The organism is Pseudomonas sp. 2FG (assembly GCF_005502935.1).
In the GTDB taxonomy this organism is placed as follows: Bacteria; Pseudomonadota; Gammaproteobacteria; order Pseudomonadales; family Pseudomonadaceae; genus Aquipseudomonas.
The window spans coordinates 170,320-190,938 of the sequence record NZ_SCMP01000002.1 but is presented as its reverse complement, the minus strand read 5'-3'; the positions used below and the strand labels follow the sequence as shown (position 1 = coordinate 190,938).

The 20,619-nt window shown below is 64.8% G+C and carries 19 protein-coding genes and 2 pseudogenes; 9 read left to right on the top strand and 12 right to left on the bottom strand.

The features are described from left to right. Positions 1–66: 66 nt before the first annotated feature. The 3 genes and pseudogenes from ppk2 to FFS13_RS02740 form a co-directional block, all read left to right on the top strand. Complete coding sequence (gene ppk2, locus FFS13_RS02750; protein ID WP_137817592.1) at positions 67–888, top strand: polyphosphate kinase 2; 822 nt, start codon at positions 67–69, stop codon at positions 886–888. A 62-nt stretch (positions 889–950) separates the two neighbouring features. Beyond that, entirely contained in the window at positions 951–2,696 is a 1,746-nt protein-coding gene (locus tag FFS13_RS02745; protein WP_137817591.1) for a SulP family inorganic anion transporter, read from the top strand. 308 nt (positions 2,697–3,004) lie between these two features. After that, positions 3,005–3,676 (top strand): annotated as a pseudogene (locus FFS13_RS02740) (calcium-binding protein); the annotation flags it as partial. A gap of 173 nt (positions 3,677–3,849) precedes the next feature. On the opposite strand, the gene FFS13_RS02735 reads toward FFS13_RS02740, so the two are convergent. The 7 genes and pseudogenes from FFS13_RS02735 to hemF all read right to left on the bottom strand — a co-directional run bounded on the left by FFS13_RS02735 (position 3,850) and on the right by hemF (position 10,041). Continuing rightward, a complete protein-coding gene (locus FFS13_RS02735) occupies positions 3,850–4,218 on the bottom strand; it encodes a DUF5064 family protein (protein ID WP_137817590.1) in 369 nt (122 codons plus the stop codon). A gap of 362 nt (positions 4,219–4,580) precedes the next feature. Beyond that, positions 4,581–4,859, bottom strand: a pseudogene (locus FFS13_RS02725) (transposase); the annotation flags it as partial. Between the two features lie 94 nt (positions 4,860–4,953). Then, positions 4,954–5,541, bottom strand: a complete 588-nt coding sequence (locus FFS13_RS02720; RefSeq protein WP_137817589.1) for a hypothetical protein — start codon at positions 5,539–5,541, stop codon at positions 4,954–4,956. Next, complete coding sequence (locus FFS13_RS02715; RefSeq protein ID WP_137817588.1) at positions 5,538–6,818, bottom strand: peptidyl-prolyl cis-trans isomerase; 1,281 nt, start codon at positions 6,816–6,818, stop codon at positions 5,538–5,540. Before FFS13_RS02715 ends, FFS13_RS02720 begins: the two co-directional genes overlap by 4 nt. Next, positions 6,799–7,788, bottom strand: a complete 990-nt coding sequence (locus FFS13_RS02710) for a phospholipase (protein ID WP_137817587.1) — start codon at positions 7,786–7,788, stop codon at positions 6,799–6,801. The genes FFS13_RS02715 and FFS13_RS02710 overlap by 20 nt, the downstream gene beginning before the upstream one ends. Before the next feature lie 328 nt (positions 7,789–8,116). Beyond that, a complete protein-coding gene (aroE, locus tag FFS13_RS02705) occupies positions 8,117–8,935 on the bottom strand; it encodes a shikimate dehydrogenase (protein WP_137817586.1) in 819 nt (272 codons plus the stop codon). A 188-nt stretch (positions 8,936–9,123) separates the two neighbouring features. Next, positions 9,124–10,041, bottom strand: a complete 918-nt coding sequence (gene hemF, locus FFS13_RS02700; protein WP_137817585.1) for an oxygen-dependent coproporphyrinogen oxidase — start codon at positions 10,039–10,041, stop codon at positions 9,124–9,126. A gap of 308 nt (positions 10,042–10,349) precedes the next feature. On the opposite strand from hemF, the gene FFS13_RS02695 reads away from it, so the two are divergent. Next, positions 10,350–11,327: an NADPH:quinone reductase gene (locus FFS13_RS02695; RefSeq protein WP_137817584.1), complete on the top strand. Its 978-nt coding sequence runs from the start codon at positions 10,350–10,352 to the stop codon at positions 11,325–11,327. A 6-nt stretch (positions 11,328–11,333) separates the two neighbouring features. On the opposite strand, the gene FFS13_RS02690 is transcribed toward FFS13_RS02695, so the two are convergent. The 3 genes from FFS13_RS02690 to FFS13_RS02680 form a co-directional block, all read right to left on the bottom strand. Continuing rightward, positions 11,334–11,891, bottom strand: a complete 558-nt coding sequence (locus FFS13_RS02690) for an L-threonylcarbamoyladenylate synthase (protein ID WP_137817721.1) — start codon at positions 11,889–11,891, stop codon at positions 11,334–11,336. 90 nt (positions 11,892–11,981) lie between these two features. Beyond that, a complete protein-coding gene (gene dprA, locus FFS13_RS02685; protein WP_137817583.1) occupies positions 11,982–13,076 on the bottom strand; it encodes a DNA-processing protein DprA in 1,095 nt (364 codons plus the stop codon). 105 nt (positions 13,077–13,181) lie between these two features. Further along, on the bottom strand, positions 13,182–14,207 hold the full coding sequence (locus FFS13_RS02680) for a LysM peptidoglycan-binding domain-containing protein (RefSeq protein ID WP_137817582.1): 1,026 nt from the start codon (positions 14,205–14,207) through the stop codon (positions 13,182–13,184). A 153-nt stretch (positions 14,208–14,360) separates the two neighbouring features. Between FFS13_RS02680 and def the strand changes: the two genes are divergently transcribed. The 5 genes from def (at position 14,361) to FFS13_RS02655 (ending at position 18,961) form a co-directional block, all read left to right on the top strand. Further along, positions 14,361–14,867: a peptide deformylase gene (def, locus tag FFS13_RS02675; RefSeq protein WP_137817581.1), complete on the top strand. Its 507-nt coding sequence runs from the start codon at positions 14,361–14,363 to the stop codon at positions 14,865–14,867. 16 nt (positions 14,868–14,883) lie between these two features. After that, positions 14,884–15,861 carry a methionyl-tRNA formyltransferase gene (fmt, locus tag FFS13_RS02670; protein ID WP_171006402.1) on the top strand — a complete coding sequence of 326 codons (978 nt, stop codon included), beginning with the start codon at positions 14,884–14,886 and terminating at the stop codon, positions 15,859–15,861. Continuing rightward, a complete protein-coding gene (gene rsmB / locus FFS13_RS02665; protein ID WP_137817579.1) occupies positions 15,858–17,186 on the top strand; it encodes a 16S rRNA (cytosine(967)-C(5))-methyltransferase RsmB in 1,329 nt (442 codons plus the stop codon). The genes fmt and rsmB overlap by 4 nt, the downstream gene beginning before the upstream one ends. A 12-nt stretch (positions 17,187–17,198) precedes the next feature. Then, a complete protein-coding gene (gene trkA, locus FFS13_RS02660; RefSeq protein WP_137817578.1) occupies positions 17,199–18,572 on the top strand; it encodes a Trk system potassium transporter TrkA in 1,374 nt (457 codons plus the stop codon). A gap of 68 nt (positions 18,573–18,640) precedes the next feature. Next, on the top strand, positions 18,641–18,961 hold the full coding sequence (locus FFS13_RS02655) for a tetratricopeptide repeat protein (protein ID WP_137817577.1): 321 nt from the start codon (positions 18,641–18,643) through the stop codon (positions 18,959–18,961). Positions 18,962–19,015: 54 nt separating this feature from the next. On the opposite strand, the gene FFS13_RS02650 is transcribed toward FFS13_RS02655, so the two are convergent. Beyond that, the gene (locus FFS13_RS02650) at positions 19,016–19,903 is read right to left on the bottom strand and encodes a lysophospholipid acyltransferase (RefSeq protein WP_137817576.1); all 888 of its coding nucleotides are present in this window, start codon (positions 19,901–19,903) and stop codon (positions 19,016–19,018) included. Positions 19,904–20,018: 115 nt separating this feature from the next. Continuing rightward, positions 20,019–20,576 (bottom strand): DNA-3-methyladenine glycosylase I, encoded by a 558-nt coding sequence (locus FFS13_RS02645; protein WP_137817575.1) that lies wholly within the window; start codon positions 20,574–20,576, stop codon positions 20,019–20,021. Positions 20,577–20,619 lie beyond the last annotated feature (43 nt).

Genomic DNA, 20,619 nt, shown 5'->3' with positions numbered 1-20,619 from the left:
GGCCGGAACGTTGCGTCCACAGGGCTTACCGATCGGCAGCCCGCGAGCACTTGTGAGGCCGAGGCCATGGCAAAGGATAAAAAGGACTCGAATAAGGGTAGACCTGCTGAAAATGCGAAGCTGACGAACAAGGGCTACCTGAATGAACTGCAACGGCTGCACATCGAACTGGTCAAACTGCAGCAGTGGGTGCAGCAAAAGGGCCTCAAGATCTGCATCGTTTTCGAGGGACGCGATGGCGCCGGCAAGGGCGGGACGATCAAGGCACTCACCGAGCGGGTGAGCCCGCGCGTCTTCCGCGTGGTGGCACTGCCAGCGCCGACCGAGCGCGAAAAGAGCCAGATGTATCTGCAGCGCTACCTGCCGCACCTGCCGGCGGCCGGCGAAGTGGTGATCTTCGATCGCAGCTGGTACAACCGCGCGGGCGTCGAGCGCGTGATGGGGTTCTGCACCAAAGAGCAGGTTGCCAGTTTCCTCAAGTCAGTACCTCTTGTGGAACGCGCGATCGTCGGCTCGGGAATCATCCTGCTCAAGTATTGGCTGGAGGTCAGCCAGGAGGAGCAAACCCGCCGACTCGAGGCCCGCATCAACGATGGCCGCAAGATCTGGAAGCTGTCGCCAATGGACCTCAAGTCGTATGGCCGCTGGTATGACTATTCGCGCGCGCGGGACGACATGTTCAAGGCGACCGACAGCGAGTATGCACCGTGGCTGGTGGCCAACTCGAACGACAAGCGGCGGGCCCGCCTCAATATCATCACCGACTTGCTCAGCCGCATCCCCTACGGGGATATACCGCGCGAGAAAGTGAAGTTGCCCAAACGGCAGAAGCCTGGCGGCTATCGCGAACCGGATTATCCGTTCAGGTTCATCCCCGGAAGATTCTGACGGGCGCTGCCGCTCCCCGGAGACACACGCTGCGTGTAGCTGGCCCCGGCTAGGAGAGAGCCATGAAGCAGCAAGGTCCTGAACCCCGCAATCGACTCCATGGCCCTAGTGCGCACGGTGCACGGCCACATTCGAGGAGCAGTGCGCGCCTGCTCGCTCCGGAATGGGTTCGCGGCTATCGGCAGGCCTGGCTCCAGCTCGATGTGATTGCCGGCCTGACTGCGGCGGCGGTCGTCATTCCCAAGGCCCTGGCATACGCAACCATTGCGGGGCTGCCGGTACAGGTCGGGCTCTACACGGCATTTGTCCCAATGCTGATCTATGCCCTGCTCGGAACGTCGCGGCCCCTCAGCGTTAGTACGACCACGACCATCGCCATCCTGACCGGCGCGGCGCTCGCTGGGCTCGGCTCGCCCATCGATCCGGCAGCTCTTGTCGCGGCAACAGCGACGCTGGCATTGCTGGTGGGCGCGATCCTCGTACTTGCAGGACTCCTGCGACTGGGATTCGTCGCCAATTTCATCTCCGAGCCTGTGCTGGTCGGATTCAAGGCCGGCATCGGGATCGTCATCGTGGTGGACCAAATACCGAAGCTGTTAGGCATCCACATTCACAAAGGCTCATTCATCCACAACCTGCTTGGCACGCTCGAGAGCATTCCGCAGGCGTCGCTGCCGACCGTCGCCATGGCGACTTTCATGATTGCGATCCTGGTGGCCATGAAGCGCTTCGCTCCACGCGCGCCCGCGCCGCTGGTCGCGGTGGCGATCGGGATTGGCACCATGGTTGTGTTTGGCCTGGAGCGCTTCGGGGTGGCGACAGTCGGCGTCGTTCCGACAGGGCTGCCTGCCGTGACGCTGCCTGATTGGAAGTTGCTGGCCCAGCTCTGGCCCGCGGCCACGGGCATCGCGCTGATGAGCTTCACCGAAACAATCGCGGCAGGGCGAGCCTTCGCCCAGAGTGACGAGCCCACGCCGCAACCCAACCGGGAACTGGTCGCGACGGGGCTCGCCAACATCGGCGGCGCATTGCTGGGTGCCATGCCCGCCGGCGGTGGCACTACGCAGACGGCGGTGAACCGGCTCGCGGGGGCGCGCTCGCAACTTGCGGGGCTGGTCACGGCGGTACTGGCACTTGGGACTATCCTGCTGCTGGCACCCTTCATCGGTCTGATGCCGGACGCCACCCTGGCTGCGGTAGTAATCGTGTACTCAGTGGGCCTGGTCAATCCGCTGGAGTTCCGCGAAATACTCAAGGTGCGGCGCACCGAGTTCATCTGGGCCCTGGTCGCGATGGCGGGTGTCGTGCTGCTCGGAACGCTGCAGGGCATTGTCGTGGCGATCATCGTATCGCTCGTGGCCCTGGCTTATCAGGTGTCCGATCCACCAGTTCACGTCCTGGGGCGCAGGCCGGATTCCAATGTATTTCGACCTCGAACCGATGAACATCCCGAAGACGAAAGCTTTCCCGACTTGCTCTTGCTGCGGCCGGAGGGGCGCATCTTCTTCGCCAATGCCGAGCGCATCGGCCAGAAGATCCTGCCGTTGATCGCCGAGGCCAGGCCGAAGGTCGTGGTAATCGACCTCAGTGGGGTCTTCGATCTGGAGTACACCGCACTCAAGATGCTGGCCGAGTTCGAGAAGCGCCAGCGCGAGAAGGGGGTGACGCTGTGGCTCGTAGGCCTGACGCCGAGTGTACTGGCCATGGTCAAGCAGTCACCACTAGGGCAGACGCTGGGCATCGAACGCATGTTTTACAATCTCGAGGAGGCCGTTGCGCGCTACGAGGCCGCGTCGGCGGCCGTGTAACTGCCTCTCGTTGTCATCATCTGGGGCTAGTGGCCCTGCTCGAAGAACAGGTCGTCGCAGTTCAGTGCTGCCCAAGGCTGGTGCGACTTGGTGCTCACTGGCGTGGATTGAGCACTGGGCGCCGCTGATGAAAGTTGGCGCGACCATGTCCACGATGAACTGCTATTGGGGCGACAAGATCGTTTCAAACTACCATTGGCCCCACAGCTCACTGGGCAATCTGACCCCCCGCGAGTTTGCCCAACGCGGTCAGAAACAGGCCCTCAAAGCGGCCGAAACCTAGTTTCGAACTGTCGGAAAAGCGGGGTGACAAATACCAGGGCGGCACCGGTAACGACACTTACGTGGTGGATGGCGCGACCGAGACCGTGACGGAAAACGCCAGCGAAGGCATCGACACCATCGAGTCGAGTGTCACGCTGACTTTGGGAAATAACGTCGAGAATCTGACCTTGGTAGGCAGTGGGGCCATTAATGGTACCGGCAACACGCTGAACAACGTGCTGCTTGGTGGCAGTGGAACCAACAGCCTGTCCGGTGCTGCGGGCAACGACAGGCTGGACGGTCAGGGTGGTGCAGATACGTTGACGGGCGGGACGGGTAACGACACCTATGTGCTGGGTCGTGGTTATGGGGCAGACACGGCGGTGGAGAACGATGCCACTGCTGGGAATACCGACATTGCCCAGTTCCTGGGAGGTATAGACACCGATCAGCTGTGGTTCCGTAAGGTATCGAACAATCTTGAAGTGAGCATCATTGGTACTTCCGACAAGCTGACGGTCAAGGACTGGTATCTCGGCAATGCTTATCACGTTGAGCAGTTCAAGACCGCCGAGGGCAAGACCTTGCTAGATAGCCAAGTACAGAACTTGGTCAATGCGATGGCTGCGTTTGCTCCGCCCGCTGCTGGGCAGACATCCTTACCGGAAAATTACCAAACGGCACTGACGTCGGTGATTGCGACCAACTGGCAGTAATTGTCTTCTGAGGGACTCAAGGTCTTTACCATATGGACCTTGAGTCTTTCGGATGTACCCGCTGTTCACCACTGATGCAACTCAGTGTGCAGATCCAATGCAATTGGGTGTTCAGAAACGATGCAGGTCAGTGTGCAGGTGCATGCAATTACGCAGCGGGGCGACCTCAACACTCAAAAACCGTCCTTCTCGAGGTTGTCCAGGTTCACCGGATCGCCAGGTTTGGTATCAAGCTTGTTGCGAATATCCTCGAACATTGCGTCATATTCGGAGTGGCTGCGCATGATGGGGCTAGCGTTAGCGGGCAGGCCATGCTTGATCGCGGCTTTGGCCAGCAGGCTGGCGAAGTTGAAGGCGGTATCGCGGTGCATATCGAATTCTTCAACGAACTCTCGGCCCGACACATGTCCGATCATCTTGAAGTGCATCAGAATGCCTTCCTTGGGGTCACGATGAACCTCATAGAAAACGTCGATGTTGAATTCCGGTACGCCTGGAGTTCCGGGGATACTGGCGCGATTGAGATGACCAGGTGTGAACATTGGATGCTCCTGTTCAGTCTGATTCTGTGAGACCTGCTCATGCTCGCTTAATCAAGCACTAATCCAAGTGGGTTACACGGAGCGACCTTCCCGTGGATCATGACCTGGTCAGAATTTGCGAACAGTTCCAGCAAGTATCCAGATGCTCTTGAGTGAAACTAGCGGGCGCTTGATAGCTTGCAAGGCTGGTAACTGCACCATGCCGTGTTTGTCATTTTAGCACCGAGGCAATGCCTGGGTGCTCAAGCCCGGCGCCAAGTGACACGGCTTTGGTGATCTCGGCGACTACTGCATGCTCGACCCGATCAAGGTCACCGTGCTGACCCCGGGGCAGCCCCTGGAAGGCGATATGGAGGCCAATGGCTCAGCCCGGCAAACTGGCGCAGAATCGTGGTCTCGTACAGCGACTCTTCCATCGCCGGATCGCTGTAGCCGAACCAGTTTTGCAGCAGATGAACCCGCAGCAACGCCATCAACGGATACGCCGGACGACCGCCCTCACCCTTCGGATAATGGGGCTCGATCAACGCTATCAAGCCTTTCCACGGCACCACCTGATCCATCTCGATCAGGAAGCGCTCACGACGGGTTTGCTTGCGCTTGCCGGCGTACTCGGCACCGGCGAAGGAGATCTGCTTCATCGGGCAACTCGGATAACTGGACGGGCGTATTTCACCAGAATCGGGAAGTCTTTTTCAGAGTCTCCTTAAGTAATTGAACTAACCAAACATGCTACTAGGGCGCACTCGGCAACAGCTGCGGCGCTTGGTGCTGCAATTGGCTCTGCAGCATCTCCAACTGCTCCAGGGCCGCGCGCGCCTCGTCGAGTTCCTCGGCGTTGCGTTCGCCGCTTTGCGCGGCCTGTTCGATGCGTTCGCGGATTTCCGGAATCTTCTGCACGCCGGCGGCGTAGGCCTGGATCTGCTCGCGGCTCTGGCGGTCTTCGAATTGGGCATAGCGCGCCGGGTCGGCCAGGGCGGCGGCGGGCGCCTTGGCCCGCGGCTGGCTGGGCTGGAGCGCCGGGCTGCGGGGGTCGCCCTGTTCGGCCATCAGTTGCATCAGGGTCACGGCTTCTTCGGCGCTGAGGCGGGCGGGCTCGACCTGCGCCGGTTCGGCCGGGAGGCTGAGCGGCACCGCGGTCACGCTAAAGTCCGCCACGTCCGCGCTCGGTGAGGGTTGCGGCGCGGCCAGCGACCGCGTTGGCTCGGCGGCCCGCGGCGGCAGCGGCACAGCCGCGACCGGCGCCGCGGCCGGCCGACTCAGCCAGACCACCCCCAGCACCGTCGCCACGGCCAGCAGGGCCAGCCCCAGCCAGGCCTTCATGCCCCCGCCACCTGGGCTGCGGCGCGCAGCGTTTTAAGCCGTGCGTCGAACTGCACCGCGAGCTTCTGCTTGGCCACCGCCTGGTTGATCTCGTAGCGCACGCTGGGATCGCTCAGCGGCAATTGGCGGTCCTCGCGGGCACGCACCCGGATGATCTCGAAGGCGCCGTCGATCAGCATCGGCTGCGATTGGCTAGCGGCCTTCTGGATCAAGGCGGCCTTGTGCAGGAAATCCAGTTGCGAGTCGTCATGGCGGATCAGGCCGAGGTCGCCCGGCGGTGTGCGGGTCTTGTCCGCGGCAATGGAATAACGCCGCACCGCCTCGTCGAAGGCCAAGCCGTTCTGCAGCTCGGCATAGACCTTATCGGCCGTGGCCTGATCGGCCAGGCGGATATGCGCGGCCTGGACCCGGGCGACGTTCTGGTACTGCGCCAGGTTGGCCTGGTAGTAGGCCTGCGCCTCCGCGTCGCTGACCTGGCGCGCCAACTGCTTCAGGCTTTCCGTCTCGTGGTGGAAGTCGCTGTACAGGCCGATCTGGTGCAAATACTTGTGCCGCACCAGCTTGTCGCGCACCAGCCGCCGCACGCCGGCCTGCTCCTCGGCGCCGAAGCCCTGTTGGCCGAGCTGGTACCAGAGGTAATCGCGCCGCACCCGCTGCTGCACCTCGCGCGCCAGGTACTCCAGGTTGCCCTGCTGCAACTCCACCTGGCCCTGCACCGACACGCCCTCATACAGCTCCAACAGGCTGAGCCGCCGCGCCGGCTGGCCGGGGAACTGCCAGTCGAGCAGGGCGATGCCGGCCGCGGCCTGACGCTGCGCCTCGCTCAGCCACAGGCTATTGACCACCACCCCCTGGGCCGCGGGCGCCAGGGTCTGGCGCAGCAGCTCGGCGCTGAGCGGCTGCGGGTTGCGCAGGAAGGGGCCGATATCGCGCTGCAGACGCTGGCCATGAACCCGCTCGATCAGGCTGGCGGCTTCCTCCTCCACCAGGGCGTCGAGGTCGCGGCGGTTGGCCTGGTTCAGCTCGGCCTCCACCGCCCGCGCCAGCAGGCGGTTTTCCACCAGGCCCTCACGCAACTGGCGCGGGTCGGTGTTGAACTTCACCCGCAGCAGCGCCTGCTGCAGCAGCTCGATGCTCTTGCCCGGCAGGCGTTCGCCGTCGATGCGCAGATCGCCGGCGGCCTGGGCGGCGAAGCCCAGGCCCAGGCCGAGAGCGAGCACTAGGGCGCGGCCCAGCCCGGCGGCCGGGCCGCGTGCCTTACAGTCCACCTTGACCATAGAAGCTGTTGGCGCCCTTGGTCAGCACGCTGACGGTCAGCGCGATGGATTCCGGAATCATCTCCTTGGCCACCCGCAGGCGCGTCGGGTAGCTGGTGTCGTACAGCGGCTCCGGATGCTGGTAAGCGACCTGGGCGGTCTGGGTCAGCAGGTCGCGCAGCGGCTGCTGCGCATCGTAGCGGCCGACCAGGTTGGCCACCGCCGTCGGGTCGTTGAGGCTCTCGCTGAAGTAGTGGTCGTCGACCCAGCCTTCCCAGCCGGAGTGACCGTTGCCCGAGGTGATCCAGGCGTGGTGCGGCTGCGCCACGTCGCCGGTGGCGTGCAGGGAATAACCGATGGTCTGCAGCGAAGGCGCCGTCTTGAACTGGTCGAACCAGTACTTGGCCAGGTTGTCGATCGGCTGGAAGGCCGCGGTCTGGAAATCGCCGTAGTGCTGCTGCCAGTCCGAGGCGCTGCCCTGGCGGTAGTGCGTCTCGGTGCTGTTGAAGTCGTCCTTTTTCAGCTCGCGGTTGTACAGATAGACCATGGCGTACCAGTCGACGTCGCCGCCCCAGCTGCCGTCGACCTTGCGGTAGCGGTAGTCGTAGCCGCCGTGGTCGTTGCCGTGGGCATCGCCCTGGCGGCCCATGTTGATGAAGTGCCAGTAGGAGGTGTAGTTGACCAGGGAGGACGCAGCGCCGGCGACCGGCGCGTACTCGTAGCCGATCCACCAGCCGCCGAGGCGGGTGTCCTTGAAGTCGTCGACGTCGTAGGCCGCCTGGCCGAGGATCTCGCCGGCCTGGGCCGGACTGCCGGCGGCGCCGACATAGAACTGGTAGGCCCGGCGCATGTCCGCCGTGGCGCTGGCCGAGTTCATATAGGTCAGGGCGTCTTTGACGATGTTCTTGTGGGTGGGTTGCGACCAGGCGCCGGCTTGGCCGGCGACGGCGGCCAGGCAGAGGCCGGCGGCGAGAGCGGTGATGGGTTTCATGGCGAGTGCGCTCGAGTTGTTATTGGAGTTGAGCATCTATAAGCCGCGCAGATGGCAAGCGTGTGGCAACGGCGGCTACTGCGTACTAAACACCCTGGCCGCGCCCGGCGCGCCCAACCAAAGACGGGGAGGCCCCACACCGACCCCAGCCAAATGGGGGGTGATCAAACAGCGGGCCAGGGCCGATCGAAGAGCTGCGCAAGCTGGAAGGGGCAGAGCATTGCCCGATCCGCTTCGAGGCCTAGGCTGGGTTAGCTGCGGTAGGGTGCAACCCAGCACCCGGCCCAGCGGGCCGGTCATGGCGATGCCTGGCGGCACCGTTGGTGGGTTACGCCAGCAGGCGGCGCAGCTCGGCCAAGACCGGCGCCGTGGCAGGCCGAACGCCGCGCCAGAGGAAGAAGGCCTCCGCGGCCTGTTCGACCAGCATGCCGAGGCCATCCAGCGCGCGAGGCGCGCCGTGCTCGGCGGCCCAACGGCAGAACGCGGTCGGCTCCTTGCCGTACATCATGTCGTAACAGAGGGTATGGCCAGGCCGAATCAGGCTCGCCGAGATCGGCGGTAACTCGCCGGCCAGGCTGGCCGAGGTGCCGTTGACTATCAGGTCGAGCGGTTCTTCCAGCCAGTCGAAGCCGCTGGCGCACAGCGGCCCGAGGTCGGCGAACTGCTGGGCCAAGGCTTCGGCTTTTTCCACCGTGCGGTTGGCGATCACCAGCGCCGCCGGCCGCTCGGCCAGGAACGGCGCCAAGACCCCACGCACCGCGCCGCCGGCGCCGAGCAGGAGAATGCGTTTACCCGCCAGGGCAAAGCCGGCATTCACCGTCAGATCACGCACCAGCCCGGCACCGTCGGTGTTATCGCCGAGCAGGCTGCCATCGGCCAGCTTCTTCAAGGTATTCACCGCGCCGGCCCGCTGGGCCCGGGCGCTCAGGCTATCGGCGAGCCGATAGGCCTGCTCCTTGAACGGCACGGTGACATTGGCCCCCTCGCCGGTCTGGAAGAACGCCCGGGCAAAGCCAGTGAAATCGTCCAGCGGCGCCAGCAGGGCCTCGTAAGTCAGTTGCTGGCCGGTCTGCGCGGCGAACAAACGCTGAATCAGCGGCGACTTGCTGTGGCCGATCGGGTTGCCGAATACGCCATATCTATCCATTCAAAAATCGTCCTGAACGCGTCACGAGTGAAAGCCAGGCAAGGCGCAACGACCATCGGGAGTAACAGCCATAGGCTGGCCCGAAGGGCGAGCGCCAGCGAGTAAAGTGGGCGAGGAAGCGGAGTTTACTGCAGTAAATGAGCATTCCGAGCCCGCTTTCAACGCCGCATGGCTGAACGCAGTAGCGTTCAGGATGATTTTTCCAGCCAATCGCGATCGGTCAGAAAATACTCGGTCAGCCGCGCCTCTTCGCTGCCGGGTGCGGGCTTCCAGTCATAACCCCAGCGCACCAGGGGCGGCAGCGACATCAGGATCGACTCGGTGCGCCCGCCGGACTGCAGGCCGAACAGCGTGCCGCGGTCGTAGACCAGGTTGAACTCGACGTAGCGGCCACGGCGAAAAGCCTGGAACTCGCGCTGTTGCTCGGTAAAGGGCGTGGCCTTGCGCTTTTGTACGATCGGCAGGTAGGCCTCGATAAAGGCATCACCGATGGCGCGCATAAAGGCGAAGCTGGTGTCGAAATCCCACTCGTTGAGGTCGTCGAAGAACAGGCCGCCGACACCGCGCGGTTCATTGCGGTGCTTGATGTGGAAGTAGCGATCGCACCAGGCCTTGTAGCGCGGGTACACCTCGGCGCCGAACGGCGCGCAGGCCCGCTCGGCGATGCGGTGCCAGTGCACGCAGTCTTCCTCGACGGCGTAGTAGGGGGTCAGGTCGAAACCGCCGCCGAACCACCAGACCGGCTCTTCGCCTTCCTTCTCGGCGATGAAGAAGCGCACGTTGGCGTGGGCGGTCGGCACATGGGGGTTTTCCGGGTGCATCACCAGCGATACGCCAAGGGCCTCGAAGCCACGCCCGGCCAGCTCCGGCCGATGGGCGCTGGCCGACGGCGGCAGGCCGCTGCCGAAGACATGGGAGAAGTTCACCCCGCCTTTTTCCAACAGCGCGCCGTTCTCGATCACCCGCGTGCGCCCGCCGCCGCCGGCCGGGCGCTGCCAGGCGTCTTCAACGAAGCGCGCGCTACCGTCTTCGCCTTCCAGCGCGGCACAGATACGGTCTTGTAGGTCGAGCAGATAGGCCTTCACGGCCGCAGTACGGTCACTCACAGCATCACCTTTTGGAGATCTGGCCGCGCCAGATGTCTGCAGTACATGGATGTGCCGCCCGCCAGGCAAAGACTGCTCCTTGCGTTGTCCCGGGCCGAGTCAGGACCCGTACCGGACTCGGCATCCTCGCGCCCAGGCCAGGGCGGACTTGGGTAACACTTAAGCGGCGGGCAAAGCCACGCAGCGCGTGGCTCATAGGCTGAACAGGGGCGCAAGCATAGCATCTGCACCGGCCCCTTCGCTGTTGACGCAGATCAAGCGGGAGAGTTGCATAGGGCCTTTGCCGAACCGTCCAGAGGAGCTTGCCCATGGCCAAACGCATCCAATTCGCCACCCACGGTGGTCCCGAAGTGCTCGACTACGTCGACTACAGCCCCGCCGAGCCGGGCCCCCTGGAAGTCCGGGTACAGAACCAGGCGATCGGCCTGAACTTTATCGACACCTATTACCGCAACGGCCTCTACGCGCCGCCGGCCTTGCCTTCCGGCCTGGGTACCGAAGGTGCCGGGGTGGTGGAGGCGGTGGGCAGCGCCGTGACCCATGTGCAGGTCGGTGACCGCGTCGCCTACGCCACCGGCCCCTTGGGTGCCTACAGCGAACTGCATGTGCTGCCGGCGGAGAAGTTGGTCAAGCTGCCGGATAGCATCAGCTTCGAGCAGGCCGCCAGCGTGATGCTCAAGGGCCTGACCGTGCAGTACCTGCTGCGCCAGACCTATCCGCTCCAAGGCGGCGAAACCATTTTGTTCCATGCCGCGGCCGGCGGGGTCGGCAGCCTGGCCTGCCAGTGGGCCAAGGCCCTGGGCGTGAAGCTGATCGGCACCGTCGGCTCGCCCGCCAAAGCCGAGCGGGCCAAGACCCTCGGTGCCTGGGCGACTATCGACTACAGCCGCGAGAACGTGGTCGCGCGCGTACTGGAATTGACCGACGGGCAGAAGTGCCCGGTGGTCTACGACTCGGTCGGCAAGGACACCTGGGAAACCTCGCTGGACTGCGTCGCGCCGCGTGGCCTGCTGGTCAGCTTCGGCAATTCCTCCGGGCCGGTCAGCGGGGTCAACCTCGGCATCCTCGCGCAGAAAGGCTCGCTGTTCGTCACCCGCCCGACCCTGGCCGGCTACGCCGACAGCCCGGCACGCTTGCAGGCGATGGCCGACGAGCTGTTCGCGATGATCGCCAGCGGCAAGATTCAGCTGCAGATCGGCCAACGCTTCGCCTTGAGCGAAGCCGCCGAGGCCCATCGCGCACTGACCGGACGACAGACCAGCGGTTCGACCATCTTGCTGCCGTAGGCTGGGTTAGGCCGGACGAACCACCTGACCGCTGACCAGGTCACGAATCACGCTGGGATTCTTGCGCCCGCCCAGGGCGCCAGCGAGCACCGCGTCGAGCTGCCGCGGAAAGTACTGCTGGATCCGTAGCCGCGTACGCGCCGGCAGACGGCCGGCGGGATTGGCCGAGGTGGACACCAGCGGCCCGGTCAAGGCGCACAGCTCACGCACCAGCGGGTGGCCACTGACGCGCAAGGCTACGCTGTCGTGCTGACCGGTAATCCACGCCGGGAGGCGGTTCTGGTGCGGCACCAGCCAGGTATTCGGCCCCGGCCAGGTGCTGGCCAGGCGATCGAGCCAGAGCTCGGGAAAGTCTTCGAGGAGAAAGTCGAATTGGCGAATGCTGTCGGCGACCAGGATCAGGCCCTTGTCGATCGGCCGATCCTTCAGCGCCAGCAGGCGCTCGACCGCCTCGGCGTTCCACGGATCGCAGCCCAGGCCCCAGACGGCCTCGGTCGGATAGGCGATCACCCCACCGTTGCGCACCACGCGCGCCACCTGCTGTACCCGCCAACTGCTCACCATCGCCACCTCTGCGCGCAAAACTGGCGTGCAGTGTACCCAAGCTGGCATCTCGACTCATAAGTTTGGCGAAGGGATGGCGAGCTACCAGCTCTAGCGGCCCAGCCAGCGCCCGCCCTCGCAAGCCACCCGGCCCTCCAACTCCAACTCGGTCAGCGCCGCCAGCACCTGCGGCAACGGCCAACCGCAGGCAGCGGCCAGGGCCTCGCTGCTATGGGGCGCGGCATACAGCAGTTGCAGCAGCGGATGCGCGACGGCGGCGGGCGTCACCGTCTCCGGGCCGGCGGCGGGCGGCAAGGCTTGCCAGCCGCGCAGCGCCTCCAGAATATGCTCGACGCTCTCCACCAGAATCGCACCGTCACGGATCAGTTGATGGCAGCCGCGGGCGCCAGGATGGTGGATCGAACCGGGAATCGCGTAGACCTCGCGGCCCTGCTCGGCCGCCAGGCGCGCCGTGATCAAGGAGCCGCTGGACGGACTCGCCTCGACCACCAGCACGCCCAGCGACAGGCCGCTGATGATCCGATTGCGCCGTGGGAAATTACTCGCGTGCGGCGGGCAGTCCAGCGGCAGCTCGGACACCAGCGCGCCAGCCTGCTCGCGAATCGCCGCCGCCAAGCGCAGATGCCGTTGCGGATAGAGGCGCTGCAGCCCCGTGCCGAGTACCGCGACGGTTTTTCCGCCGGCCTCCAGCGCGCCTTGATGGGCCGCACCGTCGATGCCCAGGGCCAGACCGCTGGTAATCACGAAACCGCCCCCGGCCAGACTCCGCGCGAAGGCCTGCGCCGTGTCCAGCCCCGGCTTGGAGGCACGGCGACTGCCGACCATCGCCAGTTGCGGCTGCTGCAGAATGCTCGACTCGCCGGCCACGAACAGCAGCGGCGGGGCATCCGCCAGTTCGGCCAACAGCGCGGGGTAATGCGGATCGTCCCACATCAGCAGATGCTGGCCGGGCTGCTCGAGCCAGGCCAAGGCGGCCGCGGCCCGCTCGCGGATCTCGGCACTGCGCCGCGGCTGCGCACAGGCGGCCGGTAAACCCAGGGCGCGCCAGGCCGTGGCCGGCGCGCTGAGGGCCGAGGAGGCGCTGCCAAAGGCGGCGAGTAATTTGCGCAAGCGCCGCGGCCCGAGTTCGGGCAGGCAATGCAGGCGGAGGCGGGCCTCCAGCTCGGCGGGAGAGGTGAGTGACATGCTGATCATCCTTGATCGGGCCCGCCGCCGCGGGCGGCAGACAACTACTCGGGGAAAACTACTGGGCTAGAAAGCAGAACCCCCGCAGCGCGGGGGTCTTGGGTGTCAGGGGTTTTGCACCTTGTCCATCAGCTCCAGCGAGCGGGTGGCCCCGAGCACCAAGCCGTAGGAAAGCTTGTCGTAGGTGCGGAACACCATCAGCAGGCCGGCACGCTCATCGGGGATCTTCACCGACTCCCCGGTGATGCGATCGCGCACGGTTTCCCCGGTTTTGTACACCGCCAGCACGTTACCTTCGCTAAGCCCATCGCGCCTGCCCTTGTTCAGGGTCACCACGTCGAACTGACCGATCTGGGTGACGCCGCGCGGCACATCGATGATCAGGCCTTGCACTTCCTTGGCCGGCGCACTCGGCATGAAGGTCGAGTTCACCGCGCGCTCTTCGGTGGGGAACAGCCGATCGCCATTACGCACTTCCTGGGTGGTGCGCGTCAGGTTCATGGTCGCCACATCGCCTTCTTCGGCAACCACTTCGCCCCCGCCGATATCGTCGGCGTTGATCCCGAGAACCTCGTTGGTGTACGGATCGGTGTAGGTCTTGCCCTGACGAAAGATGCCGTAGACCGGATGCGCTTCATCGAAGCGGCCACGCGCATACACGCGGTCACCGGCGCCACTGACCACGCGCTCGGCGTTGCCGGCGACTATGTAGGGCGCACCCAGGAACTGCTCCGGCGTGTCGACGATGCGGTTACTGATCAGGAAGCTGTTGATCGCCTCCAGCGGAATGGTCGGAATCGCCTCCGCCATCGGCGTGCTGCGCACCTGCGGCGACAGCTTGATGGTGCCGCGCGACTCGCCACGATTGAGCATCAAGCGCGGTTGGCCGTCGACATAAGTCAGGCTGAGCTGGTCGCCCGGGTAGATCAGATGGGGGTTTTCCACTTGCGGATTAGCGTGCCAGATTTCCGGCCACTTCCAGGGTTCACGCAGGAATTTCCCGGAAATATCCCAGAGGGTATCGCCCTTGACCACGGTATAGCGGTCCGGGTGACCATCCTTGAGCTGCACTTCGGCCTGGGCCAAGCCACTGGCGGCAAGGAGTAGCAGGGCGAGTAGTGATTTCCTCATGCGGTGAATCCCTTTATTATGTGTCTTCACGTGGAACGCCCAAGGGCTGCTCCGAAACCCTCGGGAGCCGCGGCCTGAAGCCGTTTTTCAATGCTGCTCAGCATATTAGCAGCGGATTTTGACTTTATTCCACAAGTGCATCACACAACGCATATGGCAATTCTAAACATCCTCGAGTTTCCCGATCCGCGCCTGCGCACCATCGCCAAGCCGGTGGACGTGGTCGATGACGCCTTGCGTCAGCTGATCGACGACATGTTTGAAACCATGTACGCCGCCCCGGGTATTGGTTTGGCCGCCACCCAGGTCAATGTGCATAAGCGCGTGGTGGTGATGGACCTCAGCGAAGACAAGAGCGAACCGCGGGTGTTTATCAACCCCGAGTTCGAAACCTTGACCGAGCAAGTCGATCAGTACCAGGAGGGCTGCCTCTCGGTGCCGGGCTTCTACGAAAACGTCGACCGCCCGCAGAAGGTCAAGATCAAGGCCTTGGACCGCGACGGCCAAGCCTATGAAGTGCTTGCCGAAGGCCTGCTGGCGGTGTGCATTCAGCACGAGTGCGACCATCTCAACGGCAAACTCTTTGTCGACTACCTGTCCACGCTCAAGCGCGACCGCATCAAGAAGAAGCTGGAGAAACAACACCGCCAGCACGCTTGAGTCCGACACCAAAGGCTTGCCGCGGCAAGCCTTTTTCTTTTCTGGAGAAGCATCTTTGCGCATCGTCTTTGCCGGCACGCCGGAATTTGCCGCACAGCATCTGCAGGCCTTGCTGGCTAGCGAGCACGAGCTGATCGCCGTCTACACCCAACCGGATCGCCCCGCCGGCCGTGGCCAGAAGCTGATGCCCAGCCCGGTGAAACAGCTGGCCCTGCAACACGGGCTGCCGGTGTACCAACCGCAGACCTTGCGCGACCCCGCCGCGCAGGCGGAGCTGGCGGCGCTAAACGCGGACTTGCTGGTGGTGGTGGCTTACGGCCTGATCCTGCCGCAAGTGGTGCTGGATACCCCGCGCCTGGGCTGCATCAACAGCCATGCCTCCTTGTTGCCGCGCTGGCGCGGGGCGGCGCCGATTCAGCGCGCCATCGAAGCCGGCGATAGCGAATCCGGGGTGACTGTGATGCAGATGGACGCCGGCCTGGATACCGGGCCGATGCTGCTGAAAGTCCGCACCCCGATCGGTGCCGAAGACACCGGTGGCAGCCTGCATGACCGCCTCGCCGAACTGGGCCCGCCCGCCGTGCTGCACGCCATCGCCGCCCTGGCCGCCGGCACGCTCGAGGCCGAGGTGCAAGACCACGGCCTGGCCACCTACGCGCACAAATTGAACAAGGACGAAGCGCGCCTGGACTGGCAGCGCCCGGCCCTTGAACTGGAGCGCCTGATTCGCGCCTTCAACCCCTGGCCGATCTGCCACAGCAGCCTCAATGGCGAGCCCCTGAAAGTCCTCGCCGCTGAAATAGCCGAAGGGCAGGGCCAGCCCGGCCAAGTCATCCAGGCCGGCCGCGAGGGCTTGACCGTGGCCTGCGGCGAGGGTGCGCTGCGCCTGACTCGGCTGCAACTGCCCGGCGGCAAAGCGTTGAACTTCGCCGACCTGTTCAACAGCCGCCGCGAACAGTTTGCCCTCGGCACGCTGCTGGGGGCGACAGCATGAATCCGCGTCTGGCCGCCGCCCGTGCCCTGGCGGCGGTACTCGCCGGGAAGGCCTCGCTGAACAGTTCCCTGCCGGCGCAGCTGGACAAGGTCGAACCGCGGGATCGCGGCCTGACCCAGGAGCTGGCCTTTGGCACCGCGCGCTGGCAGCCGCGGCTGGCGCTGCTGGCGGAGAAACTCCTGCAAAAACCCTTCAAGGCCGCCGACAAGGATCTCGAAGCCTTGTTGCTGATCGGTTTGTACCAACTGTTCTACACCCGCATCCCGGCACATGCGGCCATCGGTGAAACCGTCGGCTGTGCCGACCAACTGAAGAAGTCCTCGGCCAAGAGCCTGCTGAATGCCGTACTGCGCCGGGCCCAGCGCGAAGGCGAGGCTTTGCTCGCCGAGCTGGAAAAAGACCCGGCCGCCCGCACCGCCCACCCGCGCTGGTTGCAAAAGGCCCTGAAGGCCTTCTGGCCGGAGCAGTGGGAAGCCATCTGCGCGGCCAACAACGCCCATCCGCCGCTGATCCTGCGGGTCAATCGGTGCCTGGGCAGTCGCGATGCCTATCTCGCCGAACTGCAACGCGTCGGCTTCGCCGCCAGCGCCTGCACCTTCAGCCGTGACGGCATCCTCCTCGGCGAGGCCTGCGATGTCACCACCCTGCCGGGCTTCGCCGAAGGCCGCGTCAGCGTGCAGGACGAAGCCGCGCAGCTGGCGGCCGACCTGCTGGAACTGGCGCCCGGGCAACGGGTGCTGGATGCCTGCTGCGCGCCCGGCGGCAAGACCTGCCACCTGCTCGAGGTAGAGCCCGGGCTGGCCGCGGTGGTGGCCATCGACCTGGAAGCCAAGCGCCTGCTCCGCGTGCAGGAAAACCTCGACCGCCTGGGCCTTAGCGCGCAACTGATCGCCGCCGATGCCCGGCAGACCGAGCAGTGGTGGGACGGCCAACCCTTCCAACGGATCCTGCTCGACGCGCCCTGTTCCGCCACCGGGGTGATCCGCCGCCATCCGGATATCAAACTGACCCGCCAGGCCGAGGACATTCCGGCCCTGGCCGCGCTGCAGGGCGAACTGCTGGACGCCCTCTGGCCCACCCTGGACATCGGCGGGGTGCTGCTCTATGCCACCTGTTCGACCCTGCCGAGCGAGAACAGCGAGGTGCTCGAAGCCTTCCTGGCTCGCACTCCCGGGGCCCGTGAACTGGCTATCGCCGGTCAGCTCGGCCAGCAAGCGCCCGGCCTGACACAGCCCCATGGGCGCCAACTGCTCGCGCAGGAAGGCGGCCATGACGGCTTTTACTATGCCAAGCTGATCAAGATCGCCGCGTCCCCCCGCGGCTGAGGAAGGACACGGATGAAGATCATTATTCTCGGCGCCGGCCAGGTCGGCGGCACCCTGGCCGAGCACCTGGCCAGTGAACACAACGACATCACCGTGGTCGACACCGATGGCGACCGCCTGCGCGACCTCGGCGACCGCCTCGACATTCGTACCGTCCAGGGCCGCGGCTCCTTCCCGGCCGTGCTGCGCCAAGCCGGCGCGGACGATGCCGACATGCTGATCGCGGTGACCAACAGCGACGAAATCAATATGGTCGCCTGCCAGGTCGCCTACACCCTGTTCCACACCCCGACCAAGATCGCCCGGGTGCGCGAGGCCGCGTACCTGACCCGCGCCGACCTGTTCGACAACGAGGCGATTCCGGTCGATGTGCTGATCAGCCCGGAACAGCTGGTGACCCACTACATCAAGCGCCTGATCGAGCACCCCGGTGCCTTGCAGGTGATCGACTTCGCCGAGGGCAAGGCCCAGCTGGTAGGGGTCAGGGCCTACTACGGCGGCCCGCTGGTCGGCCAGCAGCTGCGCCAGCTGCGCCAGCACATGCCCAACATCGACACCCGGGTGGCGGCGATCTACCGTCGCGACCGGCCGATCATTCCCCAGGGTGACACCGTGATCGAGGCCGATGACGAGGTGTTCTTCATCGCCGCCAAGGGCCACATCCGCGCGGTGATGAGCGAGCTGCGCCGTCTCGAGGACAGCTACAAGCGCATCGTCATCGCCGGCGGCGGGCATGTCGGCGAGCGCCTGGCCGAGGCCATCGAAAGCCGTTATCAGGTGAAGATCATCGAGATGAACCCGGCCCGTTGTCGCGCGCTCTCCGAGGCCCTGGACAGCACCGTAGTGCTGCAGGGCAGCGCTTCCGACCGCGATCTGCTGCTGGAAGAAAATATCGCCGACGCCGACATCTTCCTCGCCCTGACCAACGACGACGAGGCCAACATCATGTCCTCGTTGCTGGCCAAGCGCCTGGGCGCGCGCAAGGTGATGAGCATCATCAACAACCCGGCCTATGTCGACCTGGTGCAGGGCGGCGAGATCGATATCGCCATCAGCCCGCAGCTAGCCACCATCGGCGCCCTGCTGACCCACGTGCGCCGCGGCGATATCGTCAGCGTGCACTCGCTGCGGCGCGGGGCGGCGGAGGCCATCGAGGCCATCGCCCACGGCGACGCCAAGTCGAGCAAGGTGATCGGCCGCGCCATCGAAGACATCGCCTTGCCGCCGGGCACCACCATCGGCGCGCTGGTGCGTGACGAAAAGGTGCTGATCGCCCACGACGATACGGTGATCGAGGCCGGCGACCACGTGATCCTGTTCCTGGTCGACAAGCAGTACATCCGCGATGTCGAGCGGCTGTTCCAGGTTGGCCTGACGTTCTTCTAACTTCCGATCCCTAGGCCGGGTAGAGCCAGAAGGGCGAAACCCAGCCGACGAAATGAGGTCGCGCCGATATGCTCGAAGGGCTGGAAAAAATGCTCGCCAAGGGCGTGGACAACGCCCTGCTGCGCTTCGGCCTGGGCAAGGGTTACCTGGATGCCGGCGAATACGCCCGTGCCGCCGAGCACCTGCAGCGCTGCGTCGAGTTCGACCCGAAGTATTCCGCGGCCTGGAAGCTGCTCGGCAAGGCGCACGCAGGCCAAGCCGATCATGCTGGCGCCCGCCGGGCCTGGGAGCAGGGCCTGGCCGCCGCCCAGGCCCATGGCGACAAGCAGGCCGAGAAGGAAATGAGCGTGTTTCTGAAGAAACTGGAACGCCAGCATCCCGCCGCCTGAAGCCGGCGCCAGGATCGATGCGACGCGCGGCTCAGCACGTTTTCGCGAACGAAACTAGTACCACCTCGGCTCGCCGGGCGGGCGCTTCTTGAAGCGTTTCATGCTCCACATGTATTGGCTCGGGTAAGCCCGCACATAGCTCTCGACCACCCGGCTCATGGCCGCCACGGCGGTGTGCGGGTCTTCGCTGTACATCGCCTCGGGCGCCGCCTCGAAAATCACCTTGTAACCCGAGCCATCCTCCAGACGCAGCGCATGCAGGAACACTCCCACCGCCTTGCCGCCGGCGAGCATGCCCGGAACGAATTTGCTGGTCAGCGCCTGCACCGCGCAGAAGGGTACGAAGAAGCCGGCCGAGAGGCTCGGCTCGGGGTCGGCGGGAATCCCCACCACGCCGCCTTTGCGCACTTCCTTGATGATGCTGAGGATGCCTTCCTTGGTCGAAGGCGCCACCCGATTGCCGAGCTGCACGCGCTGTTTGCGCAGCAGCTCATCGACCGCCTTGAGCTTCGGCGGACGGTAGAAAATGATCGGTTTGCACAGGTTGCAATAATAGTGGTTGAGCACTTCCCAGTTGCCCAGGTGGCTGGTGATGCCGACCACGCCCTTGCCGGACGCCAGCGCCGCCTGCAACACCTCCAGGCCTTGCACCTCGCGCACCAGTTCGAGGGACTTCTGCGCCGGCCAGACCCAGGCGCAGGCGCTTTCGGTCAGGGTCCTGCCGATCTCCATCAGGCTCTGGCGCAGCAGACGGTCATGGGCGACGGCATCCAGCTCGGGAAAGCATTTGCTCAGGTTGAGGCCCGCCACCTCGCGCGAGCTGTTCGGCAGCCGCCACATCAGCCAACCAATCGCCGCGCCGAGACCTTGCACCACCCGCCAGGGTAGGAGGGCGAACAGGCGCAGAAAGCCCACCACCAGCGCACCTTTGAACTTCTCCACAGGCAACTCCTGAAATTTGCGAGGCGGCTATTGTAACCAGGCCGAGAGATGGCGAGGTGGCTTAGTAGGAGCGGGCCATGCCCGCGAACGCGCTGATCGCGGGCATGGCCCGCTCCTACCCGGCGGCTGCCAGCTCGGCGTAACGCGAACAATCGGTGGTGTGATCCATGACCATCCCGGCCGCCTGCATAAAGGCGTAACAGATGGTCGGGCCGACGAAGGTGAAGCCCGCCTTCTTCAGCGCCTTGCTCATCGCCTCGGCCTCCGCCGTCACCGCCGGCACCTGGCTGCGATCCTGGAAGTGATTGATCTTCGGCACCCCGCCGACGAAGGACCAGAGCAGCGTCAGCGGATCCTCCAGCTGCTGCCAGGCCTGGGCATTCTGCCGGGCGGCCTTGAGCTTGAGGCGATTGCGGATGATCCCCGGATCGAGCAAACGCTCCTCGATCTCGGCGTCGCTCATCTGCGCCAGGCGCTGCACGTCGAAGCCGAACAGCAGCTCACGGTAACGCTGGCGCTTCTTCAGCACGGTGATCCAGGACAAACCGGCCTGGAAGCCTTCCAGCAACAGCAGTTCGAACAGCTGTTGCGGATCGCGCAGCGGCACGCCCCATTCCTGGTCGTGGTAAGCCCGATACAGCGGGTCGTCGGTACACCAGAAGCAGCGTGGCATAAGGCTCCAGGGGGTAGAGGCGAGTGGGAATCGGGTATACTCC